At 63.9% G+C, this 5,802-nt stretch carries 5 protein-coding genes and 1 pseudogene; 2 read left to right on the top strand and 4 right to left on the bottom strand.

The window, feature by feature from the left end; genetic code table 11:
* From VNS22_RS24750 to VNS22_RS24765, 4 genes are all read right to left on the bottom strand, one after another.
* Positions 1–329: IS5 family transposase (locus tag VNS22_RS24750; protein ID WP_325737277.1), on the bottom strand; the 329-nt coding region annotated here is incomplete at its 3' end.
* Between the two features lie 40 nt (positions 330–369).
* A complete protein-coding gene (locus tag VNS22_RS24755) occupies positions 370–1,827 on the bottom strand; it encodes a sodium:solute symporter family protein (RefSeq protein WP_325737279.1) in 1,458 nt (485 codons plus the stop codon).
* Between the two features lies 1 nt (position 1,828).
* Complete coding sequence (locus tag VNS22_RS24760; protein WP_325737281.1) at positions 1,829–2,023, bottom strand: hypothetical protein; 195 nt, start codon at positions 2,021–2,023, stop codon at positions 1,829–1,831.
* A 39-nt stretch (positions 2,024–2,062) separates the two neighbouring features.
* On the bottom strand, positions 2,063–3,172 hold the full coding sequence (locus VNS22_RS24765) for a class II histone deacetylase (RefSeq protein ID WP_325737283.1): 1,110 nt from the start codon (positions 3,170–3,172) through the stop codon (positions 2,063–2,065).
* An 80-nt stretch (positions 3,173–3,252) separates the two neighbouring features.
* Here VNS22_RS24765 and VNS22_RS24770 point away from each other — a divergent pair, with 80 nt between their 5' ends.
* Together VNS22_RS24770 and VNS22_RS24775 are read left to right on the top strand one after the other, a co-directional pair.
* Positions 3,253–4,230 carry a helix-turn-helix transcriptional regulator gene (locus VNS22_RS24770; protein ID WP_325737285.1) on the top strand — a complete coding sequence of 326 codons (978 nt, stop codon included), beginning with the start codon at positions 3,253–3,255 and terminating at the stop codon, positions 4,228–4,230.
* Positions 4,231–4,299: 69 nt separating this feature from the next.
* Positions 4,300–5,657: pseudogene (locus tag VNS22_RS24775) on the top strand (IS701 family transposase).
* Positions 5,658–5,802: the final 145 nt, after the last annotated feature.

Raw genomic sequence — 5,802 nt, forward strand, 5'->3', positions numbered from 1 at the left:
TGCTGGTGCGCCCGGACCACCGTGCTGTCGACATGGTGCAGCGCCCAGTCCAACTCGCCCCGCTCGTCCACCTGGCGCTGCAACTCTGCCAGCACCCGTGACCAGACGCCGGCACGACGCCAGCGATAGAAGCTGTTGGCCGCCGTCTGCCAAGGCCCGTACCGCTCCGGCAGATCCCGCCAACGGGCACCCGAACGCAGGATCCACAAAATCCCGTTCAGCACCCGACGGCGGTCCTTGGGCGGCCTCCCGCCCAGCCTGCCCCGCTCCGGCGGCAACAACGGCGCAAGCCGCCGCCATGCCGCCTCACTCATCTCGTGGCGTCTCATCCCAGGCTATCTGGGAGCCCGACACGGTTGAGAACACGGCCTAGGCGAACAGCGCCGCCACGCGTTGCGTCTCGATGCTCTTTGCCGGGGTGAGCAGGGTCACGGCGACAAGAACCACCGTGTTGCAGATCAGCCCGACCACACCCGAGGTCAGGCCGCCCAGGGCCGGGATCGAGACCGGATAGAGGAACTGCAGGACTACCGCGACCACGAAGCCCACGATCATGCCGAGCACCGCCGCAGACGCGGTCGGCCTCTTCCAGAGCAGGCCCAGATAAAGCGATGGTGCCAGTTGCACGATGCCCTGATAGGCGGCGAGCGCCAGCGTCAGGAGACCGGCCGTGGTGTTCACCGTCATGATCGCGCCGATGATGGCGAGAATGGTGGTGATCCCGACGATGATGCGTGCCGTGCGGGTGATCTGCCGGTCGGTCCCGCCCTTCACGTGGAAGATGTCCTGGGCTGCGTGGACGCCGGTCGCCTGCGTCAGCGCGTTGATGTTGCCCATCGTTGCCGCGAGCACGCAGATGCCTGCGATGGATAGGATGACCGGGCCGCCATGGCTCGCCAGCAGGAACCAGACATTGTCGGGCGCTGCGGCAACCTCGGGCATGGAACTGGCAAGCATCGCCGCCGTCAGCATCAGCGCCAGGAACAGGAACATCAGCGGAGCGGCCTTGAAGGCGGAGTTCCTTACCGTCTGCGCGCTCTTGGCGGTAAAGAGGCGAACGAAGATGTCGGGCCAGCACCAGGAGCCGAGCGCACCGGTGAGGACGATCGAGAAGTAGTAGAGCGGTCCCAGGTCACTGCCGAACGACGGCAGCGCCGCGAAGCTCTCGGCCAGCTGGCCGAAGCCATGCTCCGAGCGCAGGAGCATGACGATGAAGCCGATCGACAGCAGGCCACCCACCCCATAGGCGATGATGCCCTGGACCATGTCGGAGATGACGATCCCGCGCATCCCAAGGCGCACCGTCCAGTACTGCCGGATCGCCAGCACCGCGATGCTCACGAACACGGCCTGCTCCGGCGAGACGTAGCCGAAGGACAAATAGGAGAACACCAGGCCCAGGGACTGCAGGCCGAGAATGATCCACGGGAACATCGACACGACGCCGATGATCGCGGCCGTCACCCGCACGGCGTCGGAATTGTACCGCATGCCCACGAAGTCGGACTGGGTCTTGAGGTTGTGGCGCTTGCCCCAGTCGAACACCCGGTCGGCCAGATAGTACATGAACAGGACGGCGAGCAGCGAATAGGAGATGACGTAGTAGCCAATCACACCCGCCGAGGCCGCCAGCCCGGCGAAGGCGATGAAGATGGTGCCGGGCAGCCAGGTGTTCAGGAAAGCCATGGTCTGAAACCACGAGCCGAAGGAGCGCCCGGCGACTGAGAACTCCTCGAAATTGTCGGTTTCCCGGTGGTTGCGCTCCATGATGTAGATGACGACGACGAAGAACAGCAGGATCATGCCGTAGCCGATGACGAAGTTCATCTTATTCTTCCCCCCGTTGCGGGCCCATCGAGCGCAGCATCGCCATGGAGCCGACCAGCACCAGGCCGCTCCCGAAGAAATAGACGAGCGCCATTGGCATGGACCCGCCGGCAAAGAACAGATGGATTGGCGGAAACAGCATGATGATCAGATTGACTATCAGGATCCACCGTTCGGCAGCTGACCTGTCGCGCATTCGAGAACTCCTCCCTGTTGGGCTCTGTATCTTGATTGCTTACTTGATATGCTTCACCAGCGCCGCCGACTGGGCGATCATCTCCGCCTGATGGGGCTGGAGCTCCTGCATCCCGTAGCCGCTCAGGATCTTGAAGAACGGGTCCTCCACGCCGGTATTGACCTGGGTCAGCGCTTCGACGACCGCGATCCCGCAGAACGGCGTGTAGGCCGGCGAATAGCCGCCCTCGTGCATGATCAGCAGCTTGCCCTGGCAGAACCGGTCCGCCAGCGCCTTCATCCTGAGGGTCATCTCGCGATAGGTGCCGCTATGGGCCATGTTGCGCCCGAGCGGATCGACCGCGCCGGCATCGAAGCCGGACAGGATGAAGATCATGTCCGGCTTGAAGGCCTCGATCGCCGGCGTCACGACCGTGTCGATGCAGTGCAGATAGGCACCGTGACCCGAGCCCGGCGGCAGCGGCATGTTGATGTTGTAGCCATAGCCGTCGCCTTCGCCGGCTTCCTCGACGAACCCTGAATCCTGCGGATAGTTCTTGTACTGGTGGATCGACATCACCAGCGTGGTGGGATCGCGATAGAACGCCTTCTGCGCGCCATTGCCATGATGAACGTCCCAGTCCAGCATGGCGATCTTCATGTCGCCGAACTCTTTGCGCAGGTTCATCGCGGCGAGCACGGCATTGGCGAAGATGCAGAAGCCGCGCCCGATATCGGCTTCGGCATGGTGGCCGGGCGGCCGGTTGAGGACATAGGCGGTGTCGATCTCGCCGTTCAGGATGGCGCGTCCCGCCACCAGGGGCCCGGCCGCCGAGAGGGCCGCGATCTCGTAGCCGCCAGGGCCGAACGGTGTGAGCTCGCCGGCGTCGCCACCGCCGTTGTCGCTCATCTCCTTGATCCGCCGCATATAGTCCCGCGTGTGGAACAGCGCGATCTGGTCGTCGTTCAGCGGCTCGAAATCGTCGATGATGCGCAGGTGTTTCTTGATGCCGGAAACGGACAGAAGCCCGTCGATGCGGCGCTTGCTGTCCGAGCTTTCGGCATGCACGATATCCGGCTGCACGTGACCGCCCGGGGCGATGTAGTTCGCCGCCACCCCGGTATTGTGCCACATATACTCCTCGCGGAAGACGTAGCCCGTCCTGCTCATTGCGTCCCTCCCTGTTGGCATGGCTGGGCGGATGCTATAGCCCCGCGCATATGAGGGAACGGCTGTCTGAACCCCTGCAAATGGACGGTGATCCCCTGCACGATCTGGACGCGGCGGGCGGGCTTCTGTTGGCCATCCACAAGCTGCCCCATCAGGTCGAGTTCGCTGGCTTCCAGGAGCGTGCCCTGGCCCTTCTGATGCGGGTGGTCCCGTTCGATTGCGCCTGGTGGGGCCTGGTGTCGGGCCTCAATCTCCACACCGAGCTCAAGTTCAGGCTGCCAGCCACCTATCACGAGGACTGGGAGAAGATAAAAGCCGAGGATCCGATCGCACTGCAGGCGGCGCTGCACCCGTTCTCGACCGTGATGTTCAACGCGCCAGTACTCTCCAGCTACCCGGCATTGCAAACGATGCTGGCGAAATACGACATCCGGCATGTCCTTTGCACGCACACACTGGAGCCCTCCCTAGGACTTCATGCCTTTCTCGCCATCTATCGCACCGAAACCCCGTTCACGGAGGCCCAGCGGAAACTCAAGCAGATGGTCATGCCCCATCTGATGCATGCCCTGCATCTGAGCTGGCGCAGGCAGCTCGAATCGGCGCTGCTGGATGCGCTTACCGATGAACAGCTGGCAGCGAATGCGATCTGCGACCGCTCGGGCCTCATTCTCTCGGCCGACGAGTTCTTCGCCCGCTTCATGGCCATCGAATGGCAACGATGGCGCGGCCCGATGCTGCCGGACGACCTGCTCGCGCATCTGGGCGATGGCCGCCCTTTTCGCGGCAGGAAGATCCGTGCCGTCTTCCGCGACGTCTCCGGCCTCTTTCTCGTGCGCATATCCGAGCGCCGGCCGGTTTCCGAACTTTCCCCGCGTGAACTGGCCGTCGCCGAACAGTACGCCTTCGGGAAGACCTACAAGGCCATTGCCCAGGAAATAGGCATTACGCCCAATACCGTCCGGCACTATATCCGCACCGTATTCGGCAAGCTCCAGATCCGGAACAAGACCGAACTATCGAGAATCATCTTCGGGTCCGCTTCGGAGCGTCATTAGCACTATCTTGGCAGAACCTGCAGATGTCTGATCCGTTGCCGTGTTCTGACCGTCTGGTGGGCCAAGGTGATGACGAAGGCAGACTGGCGGAGCGATCTGGAGGACAGGCTCTCACCATACCTGTCGGAGATGGGGCACAAGAAGCGGCGGATGTGGGCGCCAGTCTACCTGCAGGGGCTGATCGGTCCAGGAGAACGCAAGAGCCTGCAGCCGACGGCGGCTCGGCTGGGCCTGGGCAGCCACGACCAGCTCCATCACTTTGTGACGAGCACGACCTGGAACGATGCGGCGTTGCGGCGGGTCCCTCCAGGTCCTCCTGGACCTGGATCCTGCGGATGACGGATGAATGGCCATCTGGCCATTCATGGTGGAACAAGCAGACGCGCTGGTGGTCGACGACACGGTCCTGCCCAAGCAGGGAAAGCGCTCGGTGGGCGTGGCACGGCAATATTGTGGCTGCCTGGGCAAGCGGGCCAACTGCCAAATTCTGGTCTCGCTCACCCGGGCCAAGGATGAGGTTCCGCTGCCGATAGGGCTGCGGCTCTTGTTGCCAGAGGCCTGGGCTGCCGATGCAACCCGCTGCACTGAAGCCGGCATACCAGCAGAGCACCGGCGAGCCTTCGCCAAGACCGAGATCGCCCTGATGGAGATCGACCGGCTCCTGGCTGCCGGTGCCCGCTTTGGCCGGGTGGTCGCCGACGCCGGCTATGGCGCCAGTGCCGCCTTTCGTTCTGGCCTGAGTAAGCGCGGTCTCCTCTGGGCGGTCGGCGTTCCCAGAGTACAGAACGTCTACTCGCCCGCCGTCGCGCTGCACTGGCCCAAGGCCAGCACGGGCCGGGCCCGCAAGCACCCGGTGACGAGCGAGGATCCGATCCCGGCGGAGCAGGTGCTGGTCGACGCCCGCTGGCGTCGCATCTCCTGGCGCCGCGGGACGAAGAGGCCGCTCGCTGCCGAGTTCGCCGCCGTACGCGTGTGCCCGGCCGAAGGTGAGCAGCTCAGGCAGGGCCGTCACCTGCCGGGCAAAGAGGTCTGGCCGATCGGCGAGCATCGCAGTTCCGGCGAGCGCAAGTACCACCTTTCGACCTTCCAGCCGACACAAGCCTTGAGGAACTGGCGGCCGCGATCAAGGCGAGATGGGTTTGCGAGCAGGCCCACCAGCAGATGAAGGAGGAACTCAGCCTCGACCACTTCGAAGGGCGGTCGTGGACTGGCCTGCATCGCCATGCGCTCATGACCATGATCGCGCTCTGCTTCCTCCAGCACCTCCGCCTCCAGGAATGAGAAAAAAGCAAAGGAGCCGGACCGGCAGGGCCAGCGCCACAGCCGACCCTGCCCACTGGCCGACGCCGACTGGTCGAGCTGTTCCGCCGCACATGGATCCGCTGCCCACACTACGCCACCAACCTCACCAGCCGCCTACCAACTAAAGTGAAGGTAGTGCTTCCGTAACGGGCCGTTGGGCGTCAAGTCCCCCCGAGCGATCATCCTGTCGCCGGTCTCATGCTTCCGTCCGTGGTCGGAACCAGGGCCGCCACATCATGCGGTCAAAAAGGAGCCGGTGGGCCAATCTAA

The sequence above is a fragment of the Geminicoccus sp. genome (assembly GCF_035556675.1).
Taxonomy (GTDB): domain Bacteria; phylum Pseudomonadota; class Alphaproteobacteria; order Geminicoccales; family Geminicoccaceae; genus Geminicoccus.

What these genes read in the sequence shown, in the direction of transcription:
- VNS22_RS24765 (WP_325737283.1), bottom strand. Translation starts at nt 3,172, where the DNA reads ATGAGCAGGACGGGCTACGTCTTCCGCGAGGAGTATATGTGGCACAAT.
- VNS22_RS24755 (WP_325737279.1), bottom strand. Translation starts at nt 1,827, where the DNA reads ATGAACTTCGTCATCGGCTACGGCATGATCCTGCTGTTCTTCGTCGTC.
- VNS22_RS24760 (WP_325737281.1), bottom strand. Translation starts at nt 2,023, where the DNA reads ATGCGCGACAGGTCAGCTGCCGAACGGTGGATCCTGATAGTCAATCTG.
- VNS22_RS24770 (WP_325737285.1), top strand. Translation starts at nt 3,253, where the DNA reads ATGGACGGTGATCCCCTGCACGATCTGGACGCGGCGGGCGGGCTTCTG.